The sequence below is a fragment of the Centipeda artemidis DSM 19719 genome, from assembly GCF_000426665.1.
Lineage (GTDB): Bacteria > Bacillota > Negativicutes > Selenomonadales > Selenomonadaceae > Centipeda > Centipeda artemidis.
Map to the genome: position 1 here is coordinate 448,339 of NZ_AUFU01000001.1, position 20,697 is coordinate 469,035.

Annotated in this window: 36 protein-coding genes; all 36 read right to left on the reverse strand. The window is 56.8% G+C overall.

The genetic code is table 11. The annotated features are described in order from the left end of the window. The gene (locus K341_RS0102045) at positions 1-1,323 is read right to left on the reverse strand and encodes an MFS transporter (RefSeq protein ID WP_009349642.1); all 1,323 of its coding nucleotides are present in this window, start codon (positions 1,321-1,323) and stop codon (positions 1-3) included. Between the two features lie 278 nt (positions 1,324-1,601). Beyond that, on the reverse strand, positions 1,602-1,934 hold the full coding sequence (gene rplQ, locus K341_RS0102050) for a 50S ribosomal protein L17 (RefSeq protein ID WP_009349641.1): 333 nt from the start codon (positions 1,932-1,934) through the stop codon (positions 1,602-1,604). Positions 1,935-1,954: 20 nt separating this feature from the next. Further along, complete coding sequence (locus tag K341_RS0102055) at positions 1,955-2,914, reverse strand: DNA-directed RNA polymerase subunit alpha (protein ID WP_009349640.1); 960 nt, start codon at positions 2,912-2,914, stop codon at positions 1,955-1,957. A 50-nt stretch (positions 2,915-2,964) separates the two neighbouring features. Then, on the reverse strand, positions 2,965-3,558 hold the full coding sequence (gene rpsD / locus K341_RS0102060; RefSeq protein WP_009349639.1) for a 30S ribosomal protein S4: 594 nt from the start codon (positions 3,556-3,558) through the stop codon (positions 2,965-2,967). 19 nt (positions 3,559-3,577) lie between these two features. After that, complete coding sequence (gene rpsK, locus K341_RS0102065) at positions 3,578-3,970, reverse strand: 30S ribosomal protein S11 (RefSeq protein ID WP_009349638.1); 393 nt, start codon at positions 3,968-3,970, stop codon at positions 3,578-3,580. A gap of 15 nt (positions 3,971-3,985) precedes the next feature. Beyond that, positions 3,986-4,354 (reverse strand): 30S ribosomal protein S13, encoded by a 369-nt coding sequence (gene rpsM, locus K341_RS0102070; protein ID WP_009349637.1) that lies wholly within the window; start codon positions 4,352-4,354, stop codon positions 3,986-3,988. 14 nt (positions 4,355-4,368) lie between these two features. Then, positions 4,369-4,482, reverse strand: coding sequence for a 50S ribosomal protein L36 (gene rpmJ / locus K341_RS12200; RefSeq protein WP_006307538.1), 114 nt, complete (start codon positions 4,480-4,482; stop codon positions 4,369-4,371). 113 nt (positions 4,483-4,595) lie between these two features. After that, complete coding sequence (infA, locus tag K341_RS0102075; RefSeq protein WP_006307539.1) at positions 4,596-4,814, reverse strand: translation initiation factor IF-1; 219 nt, start codon at positions 4,812-4,814, stop codon at positions 4,596-4,598. 18 nt (positions 4,815-4,832) lie between these two features. Further along, on the reverse strand, positions 4,833-5,477 hold the full coding sequence (locus K341_RS0102080; RefSeq protein ID WP_009349635.1) for an adenylate kinase: 645 nt from the start codon (positions 5,475-5,477) through the stop codon (positions 4,833-4,835). A 10-nt stretch (positions 5,478-5,487) separates the two neighbouring features. After that, positions 5,488-6,744 carry a preprotein translocase subunit SecY gene (gene secY, locus K341_RS0102085; protein ID WP_009349634.1) on the reverse strand — a complete coding sequence of 419 codons (1,257 nt, stop codon included), beginning with the start codon at positions 6,742-6,744 and terminating at the stop codon, positions 5,488-5,490. A gap of 1 nt (position 6,745) precedes the next feature. Further along, positions 6,746-7,189: a 50S ribosomal protein L15 gene (gene rplO / locus K341_RS0102090; RefSeq protein WP_009349633.1), complete on the reverse strand. Its 444-nt coding sequence runs from the start codon at positions 7,187-7,189 to the stop codon at positions 6,746-6,748. 20 nt (positions 7,190-7,209) lie between these two features. Further along, entirely contained in the window at positions 7,210-7,395 is a 186-nt protein-coding gene (rpmD, locus tag K341_RS0102095; RefSeq protein ID WP_009349632.1) for a 50S ribosomal protein L30, read from the reverse strand. Between the two features lie 15 nt (positions 7,396-7,410). Continuing rightward, complete coding sequence (rpsE, locus tag K341_RS0102100) at positions 7,411-7,917, reverse strand: 30S ribosomal protein S5 (RefSeq protein ID WP_009349631.1); 507 nt, start codon at positions 7,915-7,917, stop codon at positions 7,411-7,413. 12 nt (positions 7,918-7,929) lie between these two features. Next, complete coding sequence (gene rplR, locus K341_RS0102105) at positions 7,930-8,289, reverse strand: 50S ribosomal protein L18 (RefSeq protein WP_009349630.1); 360 nt, start codon at positions 8,287-8,289, stop codon at positions 7,930-7,932. 21 nt (positions 8,290-8,310) lie between these two features. Further along, positions 8,311-8,862, reverse strand: a complete 552-nt coding sequence (gene rplF / locus K341_RS0102110) for a 50S ribosomal protein L6 (RefSeq protein ID WP_009349629.1) — start codon at positions 8,860-8,862, stop codon at positions 8,311-8,313. Positions 8,863-8,884: 22 nt separating this feature from the next. Next, the gene (rpsH, locus tag K341_RS0102115; RefSeq protein WP_009349628.1) at positions 8,885-9,283 is read right to left on the reverse strand and encodes a 30S ribosomal protein S8; all 399 of its coding nucleotides are present in this window, start codon (positions 9,281-9,283) and stop codon (positions 8,885-8,887) included. Positions 9,284-9,310: 27 nt separating this feature from the next. Continuing rightward, positions 9,311-9,496: a type Z 30S ribosomal protein S14 gene (locus K341_RS0102120; protein ID WP_006307548.1), complete on the reverse strand. Its 186-nt coding sequence runs from the start codon at positions 9,494-9,496 to the stop codon at positions 9,311-9,313. Between the two features lie 18 nt (positions 9,497-9,514). Then, a complete protein-coding gene (gene rplE, locus K341_RS0102125) occupies positions 9,515-10,054 on the reverse strand; it encodes a 50S ribosomal protein L5 (RefSeq protein ID WP_006307549.1) in 540 nt (179 codons plus the stop codon). A 28-nt stretch (positions 10,055-10,082) separates the two neighbouring features. Next, a complete protein-coding gene (gene rplX / locus K341_RS0102130) occupies positions 10,083-10,409 on the reverse strand; it encodes a 50S ribosomal protein L24 (protein WP_009349627.1) in 327 nt (108 codons plus the stop codon). A 15-nt stretch (positions 10,410-10,424) separates the two neighbouring features. Then, entirely contained in the window at positions 10,425-10,793 is a 369-nt protein-coding gene (rplN, locus tag K341_RS0102135; protein WP_009349626.1) for a 50S ribosomal protein L14, read from the reverse strand. A gap of 14 nt (positions 10,794-10,807) precedes the next feature. Further along, positions 10,808-11,065, reverse strand: a complete 258-nt coding sequence (gene rpsQ, locus K341_RS0102140) for a 30S ribosomal protein S17 (RefSeq protein ID WP_009349624.1) — start codon at positions 11,063-11,065, stop codon at positions 10,808-10,810. A gap of 57 nt (positions 11,066-11,122) precedes the next feature. Beyond that, on the reverse strand, positions 11,123-11,314 hold the full coding sequence (gene rpmC, locus K341_RS0102145; protein WP_006307553.1) for a 50S ribosomal protein L29: 192 nt from the start codon (positions 11,312-11,314) through the stop codon (positions 11,123-11,125). After that, on the reverse strand, positions 11,304-11,741 hold the full coding sequence (gene rplP / locus K341_RS0102150; protein WP_009349623.1) for a 50S ribosomal protein L16: 438 nt from the start codon (positions 11,739-11,741) through the stop codon (positions 11,304-11,306). Before rplP ends, rpmC begins: the two co-directional genes overlap by 11 nt. After that, positions 11,741-12,412: a 30S ribosomal protein S3 gene (gene rpsC / locus K341_RS0102155; RefSeq protein WP_009349622.1), complete on the reverse strand. Its 672-nt coding sequence runs from the start codon at positions 12,410-12,412 to the stop codon at positions 11,741-11,743. The genes rplP and rpsC overlap by 1 nt, the downstream gene beginning before the upstream one ends. A 16-nt stretch (positions 12,413-12,428) precedes the next feature. Beyond that, on the reverse strand, positions 12,429-12,767 hold the full coding sequence (gene rplV / locus K341_RS0102160; RefSeq protein ID WP_009349621.1) for a 50S ribosomal protein L22: 339 nt from the start codon (positions 12,765-12,767) through the stop codon (positions 12,429-12,431). Between the two features lie 18 nt (positions 12,768-12,785). Beyond that, a complete protein-coding gene (gene rpsS, locus K341_RS0102165) occupies positions 12,786-13,067 on the reverse strand; it encodes a 30S ribosomal protein S19 (protein WP_006695832.1) in 282 nt (93 codons plus the stop codon). A 60-nt stretch (positions 13,068-13,127) separates the two neighbouring features. Continuing rightward, positions 13,128-13,955 (reverse strand): 50S ribosomal protein L2, encoded by an 828-nt coding sequence (rplB, locus tag K341_RS0102170; protein ID WP_009657263.1) that lies wholly within the window; start codon positions 13,953-13,955, stop codon positions 13,128-13,130. Between the two features lie 20 nt (positions 13,956-13,975). Then, positions 13,976-14,257: a 50S ribosomal protein L23 gene (rplW, locus tag K341_RS0102175; RefSeq protein WP_009349619.1), complete on the reverse strand. Its 282-nt coding sequence runs from the start codon at positions 14,255-14,257 to the stop codon at positions 13,976-13,978. Next, positions 14,257-14,880: a 50S ribosomal protein L4 gene (gene rplD, locus K341_RS0102180; RefSeq protein WP_009349618.1), complete on the reverse strand. Its 624-nt coding sequence runs from the start codon at positions 14,878-14,880 to the stop codon at positions 14,257-14,259. Before rplD ends, rplW begins: the two co-directional genes overlap by 1 nt. Positions 14,881-14,898: 18 nt before the next feature. Then, positions 14,899-15,552 (reverse strand): 50S ribosomal protein L3, encoded by a 654-nt coding sequence (gene rplC, locus K341_RS0102185; protein ID WP_026761702.1) that lies wholly within the window; start codon positions 15,550-15,552, stop codon positions 14,899-14,901. A 17-nt stretch (positions 15,553-15,569) separates the two neighbouring features. Further along, positions 15,570-15,881, reverse strand: coding sequence for a 30S ribosomal protein S10 (gene rpsJ, locus K341_RS0102190; protein WP_006695835.1), 312 nt, complete (start codon positions 15,879-15,881; stop codon positions 15,570-15,572). A 212-nt stretch (positions 15,882-16,093) separates the two neighbouring features. Beyond that, a complete protein-coding gene (gene tuf, locus K341_RS0102195; RefSeq protein ID WP_009349616.1) occupies positions 16,094-17,281 on the reverse strand; it encodes an elongation factor Tu in 1,188 nt (395 codons plus the stop codon). Positions 17,282-17,295: 14 nt separating this feature from the next. Further along, the gene (gene fusA / locus K341_RS0102200) at positions 17,296-19,374 is read right to left on the reverse strand and encodes an elongation factor G (RefSeq protein ID WP_009657363.1); all 2,079 of its coding nucleotides are present in this window, start codon (positions 19,372-19,374) and stop codon (positions 17,296-17,298) included. Positions 19,375-19,407: 33 nt separating this feature from the next. Continuing rightward, positions 19,408-19,878 carry a 30S ribosomal protein S7 gene (gene rpsG, locus K341_RS0102205; RefSeq protein WP_009349614.1) on the reverse strand — a complete coding sequence of 157 codons (471 nt, stop codon included), beginning with the start codon at positions 19,876-19,878 and terminating at the stop codon, positions 19,408-19,410. A gap of 33 nt (positions 19,879-19,911) precedes the next feature. Continuing rightward, the gene (rpsL, locus tag K341_RS0102210) at positions 19,912-20,289 is read right to left on the reverse strand and encodes a 30S ribosomal protein S12 (protein ID WP_006307578.1); all 378 of its coding nucleotides are present in this window, start codon (positions 20,287-20,289) and stop codon (positions 19,912-19,914) included. A gap of 64 nt (positions 20,290-20,353) precedes the next feature. Beyond that, positions 20,354-20,599: a L7Ae/L30e/S12e/Gadd45 family ribosomal protein gene (locus tag K341_RS0102215; RefSeq protein ID WP_009349612.1), complete on the reverse strand. Its 246-nt coding sequence runs from the start codon at positions 20,597-20,599 to the stop codon at positions 20,354-20,356. Between the last annotated feature and the right edge of the window lie 98 nt (positions 20,600-20,697).

Sequence of the window (20,697 nt, forward strand, 5' to 3'; positions counted from 1 at the left end):
TTACTGCTGCGTTCCATAAATCTTTTGTACACCGCGATGCGACAGGTAACAGAACGTCATGCAGAGCACAGCGCCGCACATGATGAGGTAAAAGCCGCTGTCCCAGCCGAAGCGATCGACCACAAAACCGAAGAGCGTAGTTCCCATCGAGCTGCCGACAAGATAGCTCATAAAGCCGCGCAGACCGACCGCCGACCCGAGTGCAAAACTCGGTATGACCTCCATCGCCTGTACCGCTACCATGGACTGCGGGATATAGATAAGACAACCCGTGATCGTCGCAAAGATCGTGATCGCAAAGACAGAGGACGACTGCATGTAGCCGAACACACAGAGGAATACAACAATAAGACATGCAAGAGGGAGGAGCATGACCTTCCCTTTGAAATACTTATCAACGAGCCATCCTGCCACTAAAGTCGACGGAATCGCCGCCCATTCAAAGAGCATGAACGAGACGCCCATCTCCTCGCGCGACAGCCCTTTGACCGTCAGCAGATAGAGCGGAATCCATGTGATCATCCCAAAGCGAACCATGTAGGTAAAGACGTCGATAAGCACGAGGTACCATGAGTTGTCATTTTTGAACACATAGTTATAGAAAATCTGCCACGCCGACATGTCCTTCGGCTTTTCCTGGGCATTCTTGAGGAGTTTTTCCGTGACTGAATCCTCATGCGTCAGTTCCTCAACGGGCGGAAATCCCTCCTCGACCGGACGCCGCTTGACGAGCTTTAACACCACCCCTGTGCACAGCAGGGCAATGACCGCAGGAACGATATAGGCCGCAATCCGCCAATGCTCCGTCCCAAGCCATGCCAGTGCCGCACCGACAATCGGCGACACCAGACCGCCGCCAAGATTGTGCGAAATATTCCATGTCGTGCTCGCACGCCCCCGCTGTGACCGAGAGAACCAATGACCGACCGTAATGATGGATGGCCCGACGCCCATTCCTTGACAAAGCCCCAAGAGAATGACCAGCGCCACGAAAATATAAAAACTCGTGCTGAATCCCATGAGGATATTGACCAAAATACAGAGTACTAAGCCAAGCGCCATGAAGTATTTTGGATTAGACTTATCCGCCAGCACACTCATAAAACCTTTGCTCAGACCGTACGTGATGAGCATACAGCTGCTCAAGAGCCCGATTTCCGTTGTACTGAGCTGAAGTTCTTCTTTGAGGTACGGTGTGGAAAAGATGAAGTTATTGCGTACGATATAATACGCTGCATAGCCCACAAAAATACCTACGAGCGATTCCATCTTATACCGATTGAACTTCTTCATGAGCTCAGTATAATCCTTTTGCTCGTCCATGTTTCTCTCCTTTCTCTGCTGTCTGCATCGCCAAATTTAGATCGATGCCCTATACCGCTCAGAAATTTTGGTTTCCGGATAACCTTGATGAAAGTATATCACCGTTGATACATTTATGCAAGTATTATTTCATTTTATATTTTATATTTTGATATATTTCTATCATTTATTGAGATAATAACTTTTTGTTTACATAGATAAATGAATTTTCTTCTGAATACAGCAAAAGAGCCGTCGTATCTTTCGATACGACGGCTCTTTATTACCGTATTCTTTTGTCAGACCAACTCGATGATCGCCATCGGGGCGGCATCGCCGCGGCGGGGACCGAGCTTCAAGATGCGGGTGTATCCGCTCTTGCGGTCAGTGTACTTCTCTGCGATTTCGCCGAAGAGTTTACGCACAACATCTTCCTCTGCCAGTGCTGCGATGGCCTGACGGCGCGCGCTGAGATCACCGCGTTTTGCGAGCGTGATGAGGCCGTCCGCGAGGGAGCGCAGCTCCTTTGCCTTTGCCTCAGTCGTCTCAATGCGTCCGTACTTGAAGAAAGATGTGAGGATGCTCTTCAGGAGTGCCTTACGGGCCGCAGAATTGCGTCCGAGCTTTCTCATGTGTGTTCCCACTCCTATCGTTATTCGTTTTCCTGTCTCAAGGAGAGTCCAAGCTCCTCAAGTTTTTTCTTCACTTCATCCAGGGATTTGCGCCCGAGATTGCGTACCTTCATCATGTCCTCTTCGGTCTTTTGCGTCAGATCGGCGACGGAGTTAATCCCCGCACGCTTGAGACAGTTGAAGGAACGAACGGAAAGATCCAAATCGTCAATGGTCATCTCGAGCACTTTTGCGCTGTCGTCCACTTCTTCGGGTGGGAAGTTCGCAACTTCCTCCTCCTCCTCGACCACGTTGCCGTCCATGTTCTGGAACAGGCGCAGGTGCATGACGAGGATGGCGGCCGCCTTGCTCACGGCTTCCTCCGGACGGATGGAGCCGTTCGTCCACACATCGAGGATCAGGCGGTCATAGTCCGTGACGTTGCCGACACGCGTGTCCTCCACCGTGTAATTGACGCGATGGACAGGCGAGAAGATGGAGTCGATGGGAATGACGCCGATGGAGTCATCCGGCTTTTTATTCTTATCGGCAGGGACATAGCCTCTGCCGCGTTCGACGGTCATTTCGATCTTGAGTTTGCCCGTCGCGTTCAGCGTCGCGATGTGCAGCTCCGGATTGAGGATCTCAATGTCGCTGCCGCACTCGATGTCGGCCGCCGTGACTTCACGCTCTCCCGCCACGTCAATACGGATGGTATGCGGATCGCTGCCCTGCATTTTGAGGCAGAGCTGCTTGATGTTGAGCACAATGCTCGTGACATCGTCGCGTACGCCCGGGATGGTGGAAAACTCATGAAGCACGCCGTCAATCTGAATGGATGTCACGGCCGCTCCTTCGAGCGAGGAGAGGAGCATACGGCGCAGGCTGTTGCCGAACGTCGTACCGTATCCAGGCTCGAGCGGTTCGCAGACGAAACGCCCGTAGCGTCCGTCCTCGCTGATCTCCGTGATCTCGATTTTCGGTTTCTCGATATCTGTCATCTATGTGCCTCCTCCATAATAAACGCGTAATGCAGACACATTCACATTCATTATTTGGAGTAAAGCTCGACGATGGCCTGCTCGTTGACAGGAACGTCAATCTCCTCACGATGCGGGAAACGTGTCACCGTGCCGGTGAGGTTTGCCTGATCGGCAGTCAGCCATGCGGGAGCGGAAAGTGCATTGCTGCTCTCTTTGAGTTCCTTGAAAAATGCGCTTGCGCGGCTCTTCTCGGCAACCTCGATCACATCGCCCTCGTGTACGAGTGCGGAAGGGATGTCAACGCGCTTGCCGTTCACGGTGAAATGACCGTGGCGGACGAGCTGGCGCGCCTGACGGCGCGTGTTGGCAAGGCCGAGGCGGAACACAACATTGTCGATACGGCGTTCGAGGAGGCTGAGGAGGTTCTCGCCGGTGACGCCGGACATCTTCTTTGCCTTCTCGTAGTAGCCGCGGAACTGACGCTCAAGGACGCCGTAGATGAACTTTGCCTTCTGCTTTTCCTTGAGCTGGAGGCCGTACTCGGAAACCTTGCGGTTCGTACGGCGGAGCTGGCGCGTGGACTGGCGGGAGCGGCCGAGTGTGGCGGGCTCGAGGCCGAGGGCGCGGCAGCGCTTTAAGACCGGTACTCTATCTATTGCCATGCTTTACATACACCTCCTGTTAGACGCGGCGACGCTTCGGCGGACGGCATCCGTTGTGCGGGATGGGCGTCACGTCTTTGATCATGTTGACCTCAAGTCCCGTGGCCTGCAGCGAGCGGATTGCCGCCTCGCGTCCGGCGCCGGGGCCTTTGACAAAGACCTCGACGGACTTGAGTCCATGTTCCATTGCAGCTTTTGCCGCCGTCTCCGCAGCCATCTGTGCCGCGAACGGGGTGCTCTTGCGGGAGCCGCGGAAGCCAAGGCCGCCGGCGCTCGCCCAAGAGAGTGCATTGCCGCTCTTATCCGTGAGCGTAACGATCGTATTATTGAACGTCGAGCTGATGTGTGCAACGCCCGACTCTATGTTCTTGCGAACTTTTTTCTTGGAACGTGTTGTTTTCTTAACAGCCACCTCTACGAGCCTCCTTTACTTTTTCTTGCCTGCAACGGCCTTTTTCGGGCCTTTGCGCGTGCGCGCGTTGTTCTTCGTATTCTGTCCGCGGACAGGCAGGCCGAGACGGTGGCGGCGGCCACGGTAGCAGCCGATATCAACGAGACGCTTGATGTTCATCTGAACCTCGCGGCGAAGATCTCCTTCGACCACGGCGTTCTTGTCGATGGCATCGCGAAGTCTGACGACTTCATCCTCCGTGAGATCCCGCGTACGGGCATCGGGGTTCACGTCTGCAATCGCGAGCAGCTTCTTCGAAGTCGTGAGACCGATTCCATAGATGTACGTCAGGGCGATTTCAATTCTCTTGTCACGGGGCAAATCTACACCGGCAATACGTGCCATAATTACACCTCCTTTTATCCTTGTCTTTGTTTATGCTTGGGATTCTCGCAAATGACCATAACACGGCCCTTGCGCTTGATAATCTTGCATTTTTCACAGATTTTCTTGACAGACGGTCTTACTTTCACGACGCTTCCTCCTTCCGTCCTGCCTGCGTTCAAGTCGATCTTTCCTATTTTAGCACAAAATTTCTTTGATGAAAAGATTTTTTACGCTGCATACCTTGTTGCGCTATTATCTTTTATTTGAAGCGATAGGTAATTCGTCCGCGTGTCAGATCGTACGGGGTGAGTTCAATGGTCACTTTGTCGCCCGGCAGAATACGGATGAAGTTCATGCGTATCTTTCCGGAAACGTGAGCAAGGACGACATGTCCGTTCTCAAGCTCGACCTGGAACATCGCATTGGGGAGTTTTTCAACGACTCGTCCCTCTACCTCGATGACATCCTGTTTTGACATACTTCCCTTTCGCTCCTTTTACGCCCCAAGGGCGGCGGAAAGATCCGCCTCGACCTTTGCGATGTCCTGTCTGCCGTCGATCTCCTTGTAGACGCCGGCCTTCCGATAGTACTCGATCAGGGGACGCGTGGAGGATTCGTAGACGGAAAGACGGCTCTTCATGGTGTCCGCACTGTCGTCGGCGCGCTGATAAGTTTCGCCGCCGCAGTCGTCGCAGACGCCCTCGACTTTCGTCGGGTTAAATTTCACATGGAAGGAGTGTCCGCAGGATTTGCAGATACGCCGTCCGACGGCACGCTCGATGAGGTCTTCCGTCGGTACGTTGATGTTCAGTACCGCCGTGAGCTGAAGACCATTATCCTTTAGGATCTCTCCAAGTGCATCCGCCTGTTCCACGGTGCGCGGGAACCCGTCGAGGATGAAGCCCTTCCTGCAGTCGGGCTTGCTGAGACGCTCCCGCACAATACCGATGGTAACGCTGTCCGGCACAAGTTTGCCCGCATCCATATAGGACTTGGCCTCTTTGCCAAGCGGTGTTCCCTCTTTCACTGCTTCACGAAACATATCACCCGTGGAGATGTGGAGAATACCGTATCGTTTTACAAGGTTCGTCGCCTGTGTGCCTTTGCCGGCACCCGGGGGACCCATTAAAATGATGTGCATAGACTCTCCTTTATTTCATGAAGCCTTCATAGTTGCGCATAACGACCATGGATTCGATCTGCTTCATCGTCTGCAGGGCAACGCCGACGACGATGAGCAGCGCCGTGCCGCCGAAGTACACGCCCTGAATATGCGTCGCCCCCGCTACCATATTCGGCAGGACGGCGATGAATGCGAGGAAGAAGGCTCCCGCGAGCGTGATGCGGGTCAGCACATAGTCCAGATAGTCCGCAGTCGCCTGTCCGGGGCGAAGCCCGGGGACAAATCCGCCGTATTTCTTGAGGTTGTCCGCCATATCCTGGATCTTCACTGTCACGGATGTGTAAAAATAGGTAAAGAAGATGATCATGAGGACGTAGAGCGTCGTCTGGAGCGGTTTGCCCCACTCGAGATAACTCGCTACGGTCTTGACCCACGGGATGTCGATGAACTGCGCCACGGTAATTGGGAACATGAGCACCGACGAAGCGAAGATGATCGGGATAACGCCCGCCTGATTGACCTTGAACGGAATATGACTCGAATGCCCCGCCCCCATGCGTCCGCCGACAACACGCTTTGCATAGGTCACCGGAACACGGCGGAAGCCCGTCTCGATGTGGATAACAAAGACGATCATCGCCAGTGCAATCACGGCAAAGGCAAAGACGCTGAAATAACTGATCGTGCCCGCCTTGAGGTAAGCGTAGATCGTGCCGATATTCTTCGGCAGCGCCGCGACGATACCGGCAAAGATGATCAGTGAGATCCCGTTGCCGACCCCGTTCGCAGTGATCTGCTCGCCGAGCCACATGAGGAAGACGGTTCCTGCAGTGAGCGTGATGGCGATGATAAGGATATTCACGGGATTCGGGTTGAGGATCGCACTTTTAAGACCGATCGACATGCCGATTGCCTGAAAGAATGCGAGCGCCACCGTTAGATACCGTGTGACCTTCGTCGTCTTCTTCTGCCCCTCCGCACCTTCCTTCGACCACTGCTCAAGCGTCGGTACAACGACGTTGAGGAGCTGAATAATGATGGCTGCGTTGATGTAGGGCGTGATGCTCATCGCAAATACGGAAAATTTACTGAACGCACCGCCCGAAAAGAGGTCGAGCAGTCCGAACAGTGTCCCCTGCGCGAAGAGTTGTTCGATCGCGCTCGGGTCGACGCCCGGCACGGGAATATGCGTCCCCATGCGGAACACGGCGAACATGATGAGTGTAAATATGATCTTTTGCCGCAGTTCGGGAATCCGGAAGATATTTCCAAGGGCGTCGAGCACCTTAGATCACCTCGACTTTGCCGCCTGCCGCTGCGATCTTGTCCGCTGCCGACTGTGTAAAGCCGTTCGCACGGACGGTGAGGTTCTTAACCGTGAGCTCGCCGTCGCCAAGAATGCGAATGCCGTCACGGACATTCTTGAGGATGCCCGCCTCAATGAGGGCAACGGGGTCAACCGTCGTACCTTCTTCAAAGCAGTTCAGGCTCCCGACGTTCACCTCGGCAAAGGTCTTTGCCCAGATGTTCTTGAAGCCGCGCTTCGGGAGACGGCGATAGAGAGGCATCTGACCGCCTTCAAACCCGGTGCGGACGCCGCCGCCGGATCGGGACTTTTGCCCCTTCATGCCGCGGCCGGACGTCTTTCCGAGTCCGGAGCCGATGCCGCGTCCGACGCGCTTGCGCGTCTTCTTCGAACCTTCGGCAGGCTGTAGTTCATGCAGTTTCATAGATTCTTAGCCTCCCCTCTTCAGTCTGCGATCTCTTCCACCGTGATGAGGTGGGAGACTTTATGAAGCTGTCCACGCACGGCAGGCGTGTCGGGAAGCTCTTTTACGGAATTGCGCTTATGGAGCCCGAGGGACTTCACGGTCTTTCGCTGGGTCTCAGGACGACCGATCAGGCTTCGGGTCAAGGTAACTCTGACTTTTGCCATGTTCGTTTCTCCTTATCAGCCAAAGATCTCAGCCACGGATTTGCCGCGCAGAGCCGCAACCTCCGCCGGGCTCTTAAGCCCGAGGAGGCCTTCCATCGTGGCGCGCACCATGTTGTTCGGGTTGGACGAGCCGAGCGACTTCGTGAGGATGTCACGGACGCCCGCAAGCTCGAGCACCGCACGCGCGGGGCCGCCGGCGATGACGCCGGTACCTTTGGTCGCGGGCTTTAAGAGCACGCGGCCGGCACCGAAGATGCCCGTGATCTCATGCGTGATCGTGCGCTCTTCGCGCAGCGGAACCTCGATGAGACTCTTTTTTGCATCCTCTACGCCCTTGCGGATTGCTTCGGGCACTTCTGCGGCCTTGCCGAGTCCGACCCCGACCTTGCCCTTCTTGTTGCCGACGACAACGAGCGCGCTGAAGGAGGAGCGGCGGCCGCCCTTGACAACCTTCGATACGCGGTTGATGAATACGACACGCTCCTCAAACTCCGGCGTCTCGTTTTCGTTATGTCTAGCCATGCTTTCCCTCCTTTAGAATTTGAGTCCGGCTTCGCGTGCCGCCTCGGCGAGAGCAGCGACGCGGCCATGGTAAATGTAGCCGCCGCGGTCAAAGACGACCTCGGTGATGCCCTTTTCGAGGGCGCGCTTTGCAACAGCCTCGCCGATGAGTTTTGCCGCCGCAACATTGCCGCCGTACTGCGCGAAATCCTTGTCCTTGGAGCTCGCGGAGACGAGCGTCACGCCCTTTTCATCGTCGATGATCTGTGCGTAGATGTTCTTGAGGCTGCGGAACACGTTGAGACGCGGACGCGCAGCTGTGCCCGCAATATGGTTGCGTACACGCAGATGGCGCTTCTGGCGCGCCTTATTCTTATCCTGTTTGATAAGCACAGAGTGTCACTCCTCTCCTTCTTATTTCTTTCCCTTCGCACCGGCCTTGCCCTCTTTGCGGCGGACATGCTCTCCGGCGTACTTGATACCCTTGCCCTTGTACGGCTCAGGCTCGCGATGGGCACGAATCTCTGCGGCGGTCTGACCGACGGTCTCCTTGTTGATGCCGGAGATCGTGATCACGGTTGCCGAGGGGCACTCAAACGTGATGCCCTCGGGCGGTTCGACGATTACGGGATGCGAGAAGCCGAGCGAGAGATTGAGGTTCTTGCCCTGCTTTGCCGCGCGGTAGCCGACGCCGCTGATTTCAAGGGTCTTTGTAAAGCCTTCCGACACGCCAACCACCATGTTGTGGATGAGGCTACGGGAAAGCCCGTGCAGCGACCTGTGCTGTTTATCGTCGGAGGGACGTGCGACCGTAACGACCGCGCCTTCGACGGTGATTTTCATATCCGGATGGATGACGCGTGAAAGCTCGCCCTTCGGGCCTTTGACCTTCACGAGATTATCCGCACCGACCGTGACGGTAACGCCGGACGGGATGTCAATCGGTGCTCTTCCAATTCTTGACATTCTTACACCTCCTGCCTGTGCATTACCATACGAATGCGAGCACTTCGCCGCCGAGACCTGCCTTGCGTGCATCCTTGTCGCTCATGATCCCCTTCGATGTGGAGATCACGGAGATGCCGAGGCCGCCGTAGACACGCGGGAGTGCATCGTGCTTTGCATACTGGCGCAGTCCGGGTTTCGAGACGCGCTTTAGGCCGGAGATAACATGCTCACGCTTTGCTCCATACTTCAGCGTGACGGTGAGAACGCCCTGCTTGCCGTCCTCTTTGAAGGTATAATCCTTGATGAAGCCTTCTTTTTTCAAGACCTCTGCAATCGCGGTCTTGACCTTTGACCCCGGGATTGCGACGCTCTCGTGGTAGACCGAGTTTGCGTTGCGGATGCGGGTCAGCATATCTGCAATAGGATCAGTCATTGCCATGAATCGATATCCTCCTTTGTGTTTGTCTTACCAGCTTGCCTTCGTTACACCAGGGATGGCGCCCTTGTAACTCTGCTCACGGAAGCAGATACGGCACATGTCGAATTTGCGGATATATCCGTGCGGACGTCCGCAGATCTTGCAGCGGTTATACTTGCGTGTCGAGAATTTGGGCTCTTTGCTCCATTTCTCAATCATTGCCTTCTTTGCCACAGTTGTTCCTCCTTGTGGTTACGCGCGGAACGGCATACCCATGAGACGGAGCAGCTCTTTGGCCTCTTCGTCGGTATGCGCGCTCGTGACGATGACGATATTCATGCCGCGGATCTTGTCGATCTTATCGTAGTCAATTTCGGGAAAAATGAGCTGTTCGCGCAGTCCCACGGCGTAGTTGCCGCGCCCGTCGAACGCCTTCTCACTGACGCCGCGGAAATCGCGGACGCGCGGAAGCGCCACATTCATGAATTTGTCGAGGAACTGATACATACGCGTGCCGCGCAGCGTGACCTTGCAGCCAATCGGCATACCCTCGCGCAGCTTCCATGCGGCGAGAGATTTCTTCGCGCGCGTGAGCTGGGGCTTCTGACCTGCGATTGCGGTGAGATCCGTCACGGCGGCGTCGAGTGCCTTGGGGTTGCCGACGGCTTCGCCGACGCCCATGTTGATGATGACCTTCTCGACTTTGGGTAGCTGCATAACGTTCTTATAGCCGAACTTTTCGGTCAGCGCCGGGGCAACTTCCTTCTGATACTTTTCCTTGAGTCTTTCCACTTTGCGTATTCCTCCTTTCCGCTAAAGATTACTGCTCAATCGCTTCGCCGCACTTCTTGCAGGCACGGATCTTGCGCCCGTCAACGAAGCGGTGTGCGATGCGCGTGGCCTTACCGCAGGCGGGGCAGACGAGCTGCACCTTACTCGCGAAGAGCGGTGCTTCCTTCGTGATGATTCCACCCTGCGGGGCGCTCTGGCTGGGTTTCGTGTGGCGCTTCACCTTGTTGACGCCCTCGACGATGACCTTGCCCTTTTTGGGCTGCGCCTCGATGACCTTGCCCTGCTTGCCCTTATCCTTGCCGGAAAGAACGAGAACCGTATCGCCCTTCTTGACATTCAGCTTTGCCAGCGACAAAATAACACCTCCTCCTCAAAGTACTTCGGGAGCGAGCGAGACGATCTTCATGAAATCCTTCTCGCGCAGCTCGCGGGCAACGGGTCCAAAAATGCGCGTTCCGCGCGGGGTGTGATCGTCTTTGATGATCACTGCTGCATTCTCGTCAAAACGGATGTAGGAACCGTCGGCGCGGCGCTTGCCCTTCACGCTGCGAACGACGACCGCCTTCACGACGTCGCCCTTCTTCACGGTACCGCCCGGCGCCGCCGACTTTACCGATGCGACGATCACGTCGCCGATGTTGGCATACTTGCGGTACGAGCCGCCCAGCACACGAATGCAGAGGATTTCCTTGGCTCCTGTGTTATCGCCGACATTCAGGATTGTTTCCTGCTGTATCATTGATTGCTTCCTCCTTACTTCGCGCGCTCGACAATCTCAACGACGCGCCAGCGCTTCGTGCGCGAGAGCGGACGCGTCTCCATGATGGACACGCGGTCGCCGATGTGGGCGTCGTTCTTCTCGTCATGTGCGTGGAACTTCACGGTCTTTTTGACCGGCTTTTTATACATCTTATGCTGTTCGAGCTCTTCGACAGCGACGACAACAGTCTTGTCCATCTTATCGGACACGACTTTGCCGACTCTTACCTTGCGTACGTTTCTATCGCTCATATTGGATGAGCCTCCTTCCTTCTGCGTATCTTTTCGGCTGCTGCCCCATCCTCTCGATTAGGCGTTCGCCTGCTCGCGCTGAATGGTCTTGATGCGGGCAATCGTCTTCTTTACGTCCTTGATACGCATCGGGTTGTCGAGCTGTCCTGTGGCGTGCTGAAAACGGAGGCCAAAGAGCTCTTCCTTGAGCGACGCGAGTTTTTCCGTGAGCTCGTCGGCGCTCAGACCGCGGATCTCATCAACCTTCATTCACTTCACCGCCCTCTAGTTCTTCCCGTACGACAAATTTCGTCTTGATCGGGAGCTTGTGTCCCGCGAGGCGCATTGCCTCCGCCGCCACATCGCGTGCGACGCCGTCCATCTCAAAGAGGACGCGGCCGGGCTTCACGACGGCAACCCAGTACTCGGGCGAGCCCTTGCCGGACCCCATGCGGGTCTCGGCGGGTTTTGCCGTGACCGGCTTATCCGGGAAAATCTTGATCCAAACTTTACCGCCGCGCTTGATGTAACGCGTCATAGCGATACGTGCCGCCTCGATCTGGCGGTTCGTGATCCATGCGGGCTCCAAGGCGACGAGGCCGTACTGACCGTGGCTGACCGTGTTGCCGCGCTGTGCCTTGCCCTTCATACGGCCGCGGAACTGCTTGCGGTATTTAACGCGCTTTGGGAGTAACATTATGCCTCGCTCCTTTCCTTGGCGGCTTTCGGCTGCTGTTTCTTATCAGGGAGCACTTCGCCCTTGAAGATCCAAACTTTAATGCCGATGCGGCCGTAGGTTGTGTGCGCCTCGGCCGTGCCGTAGTCGATATCTGCACGAAGTGTGTGCAGAGGGATGCTGCCCTCACGGTAGGACTCGCGGCGTGCGATTTCCGCACCGCCGAGACGTCCACTGACGGCGATCTTAATGCCCTTTGCGCCGAGACGCATCGTGCGTCCGACCGCCTGCTTCATCGCGCGGCGGAACGCAATGCGGCGCTCGAGCTGCGCGGCGATGTTCTCTGCGACGAGCGTCGCATCGAGATCGGGCTGCTTGATTTCTGCAATATTGATGTCAACGCGCTTATCGGTAAGCCCCTTGAGGCCTTCCTTGATCTGCTCAATGCCTGAGCCGCCGCGCCCGATGACCATGCCCGGCTTAGCCGTATGGATGGTGAGCTTCAGGCGGTTCTTGCTGCGCTCGGTCTCAACGCGCGGCACGCCTGCGGTCTGGAGGCTCTTCTTGAGGTAATCGCGAATCTTAATGTCCTCGTGCAGATTCTGCGCGAAATCCTTATCTGCATACCAGCGGGCATCCCAATCCTTGACGATGCCAAGGCGAATGCCATGGGGATTTACTTTCTGACCCAAACTGTTTCCCTCCTTATTACTTTTCGTTTACGGCAACCGTGATATGGGACGTGTGCTTCAAGATTTTGAACGCCTGTCCGCGGGAACGCGGATGAATTCGCTTGAGCGTCGGTCCCTGGTCAACGAAAGCTGAGGAAATGAACAGTCGATCCACATCCATGTCGAAGTTGTTCTCCGCATTTGCAACGGCGGAGCGGAGCACCTTCTCCACGGCATCCGCGCCGACCTTCGGCGTGAATTTCAGGATTGCGAGAGCGTCGGCGACGCTCTTGCCGCGCACGAGGTTCATCACGATGCGAACCTTGCGCGGCGCGATACGGATGTATTTGGCGGTAGCCTGTACTTCCTGTGCCACGAATCGTCCTCCTCTCTATCAGCGCAGCGAGGTCTTGCGCTCTTCGCCTGCGTGACCCTTAAATGTGCGTGTCGGTGCAAATTCACCGAGCTTATGTCCGACCATATCCTCCGTGACATACACGGGAACATGCTTGCGGCCGTCATGGACGGCGATGGTATGTCCAACAAAGTCAGGGAAGATCGTCGAGCTGCGTGACCACGTGCGCACGACCTTCTTCTCGTTCTTCTCGTTGAGCGCCTCAATCTTCTTCATCAGGCTCTCTGCGACGAAAGGCCCTTTTTTAATCGATCTTGACAAAGTTTCTCCTCCTTTCGCCGGGCGGCAGGTGCGCGTCCGGCGAGGCTCTATCGGGGTTGATTATTTACGGCGGTGAACGATGAGGCGATTCGACGCTTTCTTCTTCTTGCGCGTCTTCTTGCCCATCGCGATCTTGCCCCACTTCGTCATCGGGCTCTTGCGTCCGACCGGCGAACGACCCTCGCCGCCGCCGTGCGGATGGTCGTTCGGGTTCATAACGGTACCGCGTACCTCGGGGCGGCGCCCGAGCCAGCGGCTGCGCCCCGCCTTGCCGATGGTGATATTCTCATGCTCGAGGTTGCCGACCTCGCCGATCGTCGCACGGCAGTTGATGTGCACGCGGCGAATCTCGCCCGACGGCATACGGAGAAGCGCATAGCTGCCTTCCTTTGCCATGAGCTGCGCCGAGGTTCCGGCGCTGCGGACGAGCTGGGCACCCTTGCCGATCTTGAGCTCAACGGCATGGATGACCGTACCGAGCGGGATATTCTTCAGCGGAAGTGCGTTGCCCGGCTTGATGTCGGATTCGGGGCCCGACTCGACAATCGTGCCGACCTTCAGTCCGTTCGGTGCCAGGATATAGCGTTTCTCTCCGTCCGCGTAGTTCAGAAGCGCGATGCGCGCGCTGCGGTTCGGATCGTATTCAATCGTTGCGACACGGGCGGGGATACCGTCCTTCGTGCGCTTAAAATCAATGATGCGGTAGAGCCGCTTGTGTCCGCCGCCGCGATGGCGTACGGTCAGTTTTCCCTGCTGGTTGCGCCCGCCCGTTTTCGTCAGGCGAACCGTGAGGGACTTCTCCGGCTTGTCCGTTGTGATCTCATCGAAGGAAGAGACCGTCATGAAGCGTCTGCCGGCAGAATACGGCTTAAAACTCTTTACTGCCACGTTCGTACCTCCCTTTCGTCTCAGCCTTCAAAGAACTCGATGGTCTCGCCCGGTGCGAGTTTTACGATGGCCTTCTTATAGTCCGGGCGCTTACCCTGCGTGCGTCCCATGCGCTTCGTCTTACCGAGGACGTTCACAGTATTGACCTTTGCGACCTTCACCTTGAAGATCTCTGCGACCGCCTTTGCGATCTCAATTTTGTTGGCAGCCTTTGCAACGACGAAGACGTATTTGCCCTCCGCCATGAGCTGCGTCGTCCGCTCCGTGATGAGCGGGCGAACGAGAATATCGCGTGCTTCCATTATGCGAATACCTCCTCGATACGGGTGACGGCATCCTTCGTAATGAAGAGCTTATCGTGATGGAGAATGTCAAAGACATTGATGCCGGCTGCCGTGACGGCCTTCACACCCGGAATATTGCTCGTTGACCGTGCGACATTCACGGCTTCGTCCGCCGTGATGAAAAGACTCTTTGCGTCGACGCCGAAATCGTTCAGGAGTTTCACTGCCTGCTTCGTCTTCGGCGCGTCGAAATCAAGGCTCTCAAGGACGATAAAGTCACCCGTGCGCACCTTATCCGACAGCGCGCATTTGAGGGCGAGACGGCGCTGCTTGCGCGGCATCGTAAAGCCGTACTTGCGTGGATGCGGTCCAAAGACCGTACCGCCGCCGACCCACAGCGGGCTGCGCGTCGAACCTGCGCGGGCACGCCCCGTGCCCTTCTGGCGCCACGGCTTTTTGCCGCCGCCGCGCACGAGTCCGCGCGTCTTTGTGGCATGCGTGCCGAGACGCTGCGATGCGAGCTGGAGGACAACCGCCTGATGAAGGAGGCCGGCATTCATTTCGACATTGAAGAAATCGTCGTTCAGGTCGATCTCGCCGACCTTGTTATGCGACATATCGTATACTGCTACATTTGCCATACTGCTGTTCCTCCTTCCTTATTCTTTCGCTGCCTTTGCGGGCTTTACGGTATCCTTAATGACGACAAATCCCTTCTTGGGTCCCGGAATCGCGCCTTTGATGAGGATAAGGTTGCGGTCGGTGTCCACGCGGACAACCGTCAGGCGCTGTACCGTGACGCGCTCGCCGCCCATGCGGCCGGGGAGCTTCTTGCCCTTGAGGACGCGTCCGCCGGGACCCGAGATCATCGCACCTGTTGAACCGGGTTCACGGTGCGACTTCGAGCCGTGTCCCATGGGGCCGCGTGCAAAGTTGTGGCGCTTGATGCCGCCTGCAAAACCTTTGCCCTTCGAGGTGCCGACCACATCAACGAGGTCGCCCTCTGCGAAGATATCGACGCCGATCGTGTCGCCTACATTATATTTGGAAGGAGCCGAAAGGCGCATTTCACGAATGAAGCGCACTGCCTTCACGCCCGCCTTCTCAAACTGTCCTTTGAGCGGCTTCGTGACATTCTTTTCCTTCACGTCGCCAAATCCAATCTGCACAGCGTTATAGCCGTCCGTCTCGTTGGTCTTATTGCGGAGCACCAAATTGTTGCCCGACTCGACGACCGTCACGGGAACGACGCGGCCTTCCTCTGTGAAGATCTGGGTCATGCCCAGTTTTCTTCCTAAAATAGCCTTAGCCAAGGCTTCCACCTCCTATTTTAGAGCTTAATCTCGATGTCAACGCCGGCAGGCAGATCGAGCCGCATGAGCGAATCGACCGTCTTGTTCGTCGGCTGCAGGATGTCGATGAGGCGCTTGTGCGTACGCATCTCAAACTGCTCGCGCGAGTCCTTGTTGACGTGCGGAGAGCGGAGAATCGTGTAGACGTTCTTCTCCGTCGGAAGTGGGATGGGTCCCGAGACCATCGCGCCCGTCTTCTTTGCCGTGTCGACGATCTTCGCCGCACTCTGATCGAGCGCCTTGTGGTCATAGGCTTTCAAACGAATTCTGATTTTCTGCTGTTTCGCCAAAATAGTTTTCCTCCTTCGTCCGGGGTCTCGCCCCAAACATTTCTCCACGGCAGTTCCCTCTGCCCCGCCGGGGCATAGCCATCTGCCATGTCATCGCATGGAGTACATCGTTTCGTATGATTCCAAAAGATGAATGTAAGAAGTTTTGTCATACTCCCTCGAAAAGGAGCGACGCGGTGCGCCGCTCCTCCTCATGGGAATATCAAATGGGATTAACCCTCGATTGCCGTAACACGACCTGCGCCGACCGTATGGCCGCCCTCGCGGATAGCGAAGCGGAGGCCCTGCTCGATCGCGATCGGGGTGATGAGCTCGACTTCCATCTCGACGTTATCGCCGGGCATGACCATCTCGGTGCCCTCGGGGAGACGGACAACGCCCGTCACGTCCGTCGTGCGGAAGTAGAACTGGGGACGATAGTTTGTGAAGAACGGCGTATGACGGCCACCCTCTTCCTTCGTCAGGACGTAGACCTGCGCCTTGAACTTCGTGTGGGGCTTAATGGAGCCCGGCTTCGCGAGAACCTGGCCGCGCTCGATGTCCTTGCGGTCAACGCCGCGGAGCAGTGCGCCGATGTTGTCGCCCGCAACCGCGCTGTCGAGCAGCTTGCGGAACATCTCGATGCCCGTAACGACTGTGCTGCGTGCCTCGTCCTGCAGGCCGACGATCTCAACCGTGTCGTTGAGCTTCAGCTCGCCGCGCTCCACACGACCCGTAGCGACCGTGCCGCGTCCCGTGATCGTGAAGACGTCCTCGACCGGCATGAGGAAAGGCTTATCCGTATCGCGCACCGGCGTCGGGATATACTTGTCAACCTCATCCATAAGCTCAAGGATCTTTGCCTTCATTGCCTCGTCGCCCTCGAGCGCCTTGAGCGCCGAGCCTGCAACAACAGGGATGTCGTCGCCGGGGAACTCATACTGGGAGAGGAGTTCGCGGACTTCCATCTCAACGAGCTCAAGAAGCTCGGGGTCGTCAACCTGGTCAACCTTGTTCAGGAACACAACGAGTGCCGGAACACCGACCTGGCGGGCAAGCAGGATGTGCTCGCGCGTCTGGGGCATGGGGCCGTCGGCGGCGGAGACCACAAGGATCGCGCCGTCCATCTGCGCCGCACCCGTGATCATGTTCTTCACATAGTCCGCGTGACCCGGGCAGTCCACGTGTGCATAGTGACGGTTGTCCGTCTCGTATTCAACGTGCGCCGTGTTGATCGTGATGCCGCGCTCGCGCTCCTCGGGAGCCTTGTCGATGTCCGCGTAGTCCTCGAACTTCGCGTAGCCCTTCTCGGAGAGCACCTTCGTGATTGCAGCCGTCAGCGTCGTCTTGCCGTGGTCAACGTGGCCGATCGTGCCGATGTTGACATGGGGCTTGCTGCGGTTAAACTTTTCCTTTGCCATTAAAAATTGCCTCCTTATTCGCCTTTGTTTTTGGCGACTACAGCGTCAGCTATATTCTTAGGAACTTCGTCGTAGAAGGAAACCTCCATCGAGTAGTTCCCGCGGCCCTGAGTTTTGGAACGGAGATCCGTCGAGTAGCCGAACATCTCCGAGAGCGGAACGTACGCATTGATGACCTGCACGCCGTTGCGCGGCTCCATGCCGTCGATGCGTCCGCGGCGCGAGTTCAGGTCGCCGATCACGTCACCCATGTATTCTTCGGGCACCGTGACCTCAACCTTCACATACGGCTCGAGCAGGACAGGATTTGCCTTCTCGGCACCGGCTTTGAACGCCATCGAGCCTGCCACCTTGAACGCCGCCTCCGAGGAGTCGACTTCGTGGAACGATCCGTCGTAAACGACAACCTTGATGTCCACCATCGGATAGCCCGCGACAACGCCGCTCTCCATTGCCTGACGAACGCCCGCCTCGATCGGGTTAATGAATTCCTTCGGAATCACGCCGCCGACGACCTTGTTCTCGAACGTAAAGCCCTCGCCCGCTTCCTGCGGGAAGAGTTCGAGCCAGCAGTGACCGTACTGACCGTGACCGCCGGACTGGCGGACGAACTTGCCCTCGGACTTAACGGACTTGCGGATCGTCTCACGGTAGGCAACCTGGGGCTCGCCGACCTTGCAGTCGACCTTGAACTCGCGGAGCATACGGTCGACGATGATCTGCAGATGCAACTCACCCATGCCCGAGATGATGACCTGTCCCGTCTCTGCGTCTGTGTGAACGCGGAACGTCGGATCCTCTTCAGCGAGCTTTTGAAGGGCAATGCCCATCTTCTCCTGATCGTTCTTCGTTGCAGGTTCCACCGCAACGGAGATCACGGGATCGGGGAACTCCATCGATTCGAGAATGATCGGATGCGCTTCGTCGCACAGTGTATCGCCCGTCGTCGTGTTCTTGAGTCCGACGGCAGCAGCAATATCGCCGCTGTAGACCACATCGATCTCTTTGCGGTTGTTCGCATGCATCTGGAGGATACGCCCGATGCGCTCCTTGTTGTCCTTCGTCGCATTGAAGACGTAAGAGCCGGAGTTCAGCGTACCGGAATATACACGGAAGAACGCAAGCTTACCGACGAACGGATCGGTCATAATCTTGAACGCCAGTGCCGAGAACGGTGCGCTGTCCGACGCGGGACGGCTGTCTGCCTCGCCGGTATCGGGATTCACGCCCGCAATCGGAGGGATATCCGTCGGTGCCGGCATATAGTCGACGATGGCGTCGAGCAGCGGCTGTACACCCTTGTTGCGGTACGACGTGCCGCAGGTGACCGGAGTCATCTCGCAGGCGATGGTCGCCTTGCGAATGGCATGGCGGATCTCCGCCTCCGTGACCTCTTCGCCACCGAGGTACTTCTCCATGAGTTCATCGTCCGCCTCAGCGCACGCCTCGAGAAGCTTCTCGCGATACTCTTCCGCCTGCTCTTTGTACTCTGCGGGAATCTCGACCTCGTCGGTCACCTTGCCAAGATCGTCCTCATAGACGATGGCATCCATCTTCACGAGATCGATGATGCCCTTAAACTCGTCCTCCGCGCCGATCGGGAGCTGAATCGCTACCGGATTCGCATTGAGACGCTCGCGCATCATCTTCATGACGTTGAAGAAATCCGCGCCCGTAATGTCCATCTTGTTGACGTACGCCATGCGCGGGACGTTGTAACGCTCCGCCTGACGCCAAACCGTCTCCGTCTGCGGCTCGACACCGCCGCGCGCCGTGAGAACGGCAACCGTGCCGTCCAGAACGCGCAGCGAGCGCTCTACCTCGACCGTAAAGTCAACGTGACCCGGCGTATCAATGATATTGATGCGATGGTCTTTCCAGTGGCAGGTCGTCGCCGCCGACGTAATCGTAATGCCGCGTTCCTGTTCCTGAACCATCCAGTCCATTGTGGCTGCGCCTTCATGGACCTCGCCGATCTTGTGCGTTACGCCCGTGTAGAAGAGAATGCGCTCGGTGGTCGTCGTCTTGCCGGCATCAATGTGTGCCATGATGCCGATATTCCGCGTTTTTTCAAGGGAATATTCTCTTGCCACTGTTTCCTATCGCTCCTTACACTGCTAGTAAAATTACCAGCGATAATGTGCGAATGCCTTGTTGGCCTCCGCCATCTTGTGCGTATCTTCCTTCTTTTTAATTGCCGCGCCCGTATTGTTCGCAGCATCCATCAGCTCCGCCGACAGGCGCGCTTCCATCGTCTTTTCGCCGCGCAGACGCGCATAGCTGACGAGCCAGCGAATGCCGAGCGTCATACGGCGATCCGCACGCACCTCGACAGGCACCTGATAGTTCGCACCGCCGACGCGGCGCGCTTTCACCTCGAGCACGGGCATAACATTGCGCAGCGCCGTCTCGAACACCTCGAGCGGATCCTGCCCTGTCTTCTCGCGAATTGTGTTGAACGCATCGTACACAACGCGCTCCGCGACACTCTTCTTGCCCGAGAGCATGACCTTGTTGATAAACTTCGTCACCGTCTTGGAATGATATACCGGATCCGGCAGAACATCCCGCTTCGGCACGGGGCCCTTACGTGGCATAGCCCAACCTCCTACCTAAAACGATATACTTCCTTACTTCTTCTTCGCACGCTTTGCGCCGTACTTCGAACGTCCCTGTGCGCGATCCTGCACACCGGCCGTATCGAGCGAGCCGCGGATGATATGATAGCGCACGCCCGGCAGATCCTTGACGCGCCCGCCGCGAATGAGGACGACGCTGTGCTCCTGCAGATTGTGTCCGATGCCGGGGATATATGCGGTCACCTCGATGCTGTTCGTCAGGCGAACACGAGCAACCTTTCTAAGAGCAGAGTTCGGCTTCTTCGGCGTGGATGTGTAAACACGCGTGCAGACCCCTCGCTTCTGCGGGCTGTTCTTCAGTGCTGGTGCTTTCGATTTCTCCTCAAGGCTCTTTCTGCTCTTTCGAATGAGCTGATTGATCGTTGGCATACTGCACCTCCTTCCTTTGTCGTCGAGTAACAATTCTTTTGTAGGAAAACGCATGGCTGCGTTTTTACCGTAGTATTGCGACCGCAGCGGCGCCTACATCGAGGCGCGCCCGCTCACCGAGCTCGTCCTTCGTCGCCGTGCGGTCAACCGCGACGCCCTTCTCCGCACACGCCGCAAGAAGCGTGTGCGTCACGCGTTCATCGGCGTCGGATGCGATGAATACCGTCTCCGCGGCACCGTTCAGCACGGCGCGTTCCACCTGCTTTACGCCCGCAATCCGGCGCGCTGAGCGCAGTTTCTCCAGAGACATATCCTCACCTCCAAAAAGGGGACTGTCACATAATATCACCCGCTAAAACCCTTGTCAACGCATATTTTACAAAGTTTTTTATTGACACTTTTTCTAGC

Excerpts from the sequence above, each read along its gene's own strand:
- K341_RS0102045 (WP_009349642.1), bottom strand. The coding sequence starts at position 1,323 with ATGGACGAGCAAAAGGATTATACTGAGCTCATGAAGAAGTTCAATCGG.
- rplQ (WP_009349641.1), bottom strand. The coding sequence starts at position 1,934 with ATGAGAAAGCTCGGACGCAATTCTGCGGCCCGTAAGGCACTCCTGAAG.
- K341_RS0102055 (WP_009349640.1), bottom strand. The coding sequence starts at position 2,914 with ATGACAGATATCGAGAAACCGAAAATCGAGATCACGGAGATCAGCGAG.
- rpsD (WP_009349639.1), bottom strand. The coding sequence starts at position 3,558 with ATGGCAATAGATAGAGTACCGGTCTTAAAGCGCTGCCGCGCCCTCGGC.
- rpsM (WP_009349637.1), bottom strand. The coding sequence starts at position 4,354 with ATGGCACGTATTGCCGGTGTAGATTTGCCCCGTGACAAGAGAATTGAA.
- infA (WP_006307539.1), bottom strand. The coding sequence starts at position 4,814 with ATGTCAAAACAGGATGTCATCGAGGTAGAGGGACGAGTCGTTGAAAAA.
- K341_RS0102080 (WP_009349635.1), bottom strand. The coding sequence starts at position 5,477 with ATGCACATCATTTTAATGGGTCCCCCGGGTGCCGGCAAAGGCACACAG.
- rplO (WP_009349633.1), bottom strand. The coding sequence starts at position 7,189 with ATGAAACTGCATGAACTACAGCCTGCCGAAGGTTCGAAGAAGACGCGC.
- rpmD (WP_009349632.1), bottom strand. The coding sequence starts at position 7,395 with ATGGCAAAAGTCAGAGTTACCTTGACCCGAAGCCTGATCGGTCGTCCT.
- rpsE (WP_009349631.1), bottom strand. The coding sequence starts at position 7,917 with ATGGCTAGACATAACGAAAACGAGACGCCGGAGTTTGAGGAGCGTGTC.
- rplF (WP_009349629.1), bottom strand. The coding sequence starts at position 8,862 with ATGTCAAGAATTGGAAGAGCACCGATTGACATCCCGTCCGGCGTTACC.
- rpsH (WP_009349628.1), bottom strand. The coding sequence starts at position 9,283 with ATGGCAATGACTGATCCTATTGCAGATATGCTGACCCGCATCCGCAAC.
- rplN (WP_009349626.1), bottom strand. The coding sequence starts at position 10,793 with ATGATACAGCAGGAAACAATCCTGAATGTCGGCGATAACACAGGAGCC.
- rpsQ (WP_009349624.1), bottom strand. The coding sequence starts at position 11,065 with ATGAGCGATAGAAACGTACGCAAGGTAAGAGTCGGCAAAGTCGTGTCC.
- rpmC (WP_006307553.1), bottom strand. The coding sequence starts at position 11,314 with ATGAAGGTTGATGAGATCCGCGGTCTGAGCGCCGACGAGCTCACGGAA.
- rplP (WP_009349623.1), bottom strand. The coding sequence starts at position 11,741 with ATGTTACTCCCAAAGCGCGTTAAATACCGCAAGCAGTTCCGCGGCCGT.
- rplW (WP_009349619.1), bottom strand. The coding sequence starts at position 14,257 with ATGGAAGCACGCGATATTCTCGTTCGCCCGCTCATCACGGAGCGGACG.
- rplD (WP_009349618.1), bottom strand. The coding sequence starts at position 14,880 with ATGGCAAATGTAGCAGTATACGATATGTCGCATAACAAGGTCGGCGAG.
- tuf (WP_009349616.1), bottom strand. The coding sequence starts at position 17,281 with ATGGCAAAGGAAAAGTTTAACCGCAGCAAGCCCCATGTCAACATCGGC.
- rpsG (WP_009349614.1), bottom strand. The coding sequence starts at position 19,878 with ATGCCACGTAAGGGCCCCGTGCCGAAGCGGGATGTTCTGCCGGATCCG.
- rpsL (WP_006307578.1), bottom strand. The coding sequence starts at position 20,289 with ATGCCAACGATCAATCAGCTCATTCGAAAGAGCAGAAAGAGCCTTGAG.
- K341_RS0102215 (WP_009349612.1), bottom strand. The coding sequence starts at position 20,599 with ATGTCTCTGGAGAAACTGCGCTCAGCGCGCCGGATTGCGGGCGTAAAG.